Origin of the sequence: Streptomyces sp. SID14478 (assembly GCF_010548525.1) — a bacterium.
Classification (GTDB): domain Bacteria; phylum Actinomycetota; class Actinomycetes; order Streptomycetales; family Streptomycetaceae; genus Streptomyces.
This window is the reverse complement of the sequence record NZ_JAAGMG010000984.1, coordinates 1-211: the sequence shown is the minus strand read 5'-3', so window position 1 is coordinate 211 and position 211 is coordinate 1. Positions and strand designations below refer to the sequence as shown.

Genomic DNA, 211 nt, shown 5'->3' with positions numbered 1-211 from the left:
GGGCCTGCACACCGTCGTCGAGCGGAACGGCGACCGACACCCGCCCCTCGGCCTCCCCCACGAACAGCGCCGGATCGTCCGTGTCCGCCGGCCCGATCGTCTCGATACCGAGCTGACCTGCGCCGCAGACCCACCCGTGGTCCCCGACCACCAGCTCCGGCAGCACCCCGAGTCGCTCGGCCGCCTCCTGGAGCGCGAGCCGCACCGGAAG

General features: G+C 74.4%; 1 protein-coding gene. It reads right to left on the bottom strand.

Annotated features, from left to right (window positions below):
* On the bottom strand, nucleotides 1-211 hold a 211-nt coding region (locus tag G3I40_RS31275), incomplete at both ends, for a phosphatase (RefSeq protein WP_203645107.1).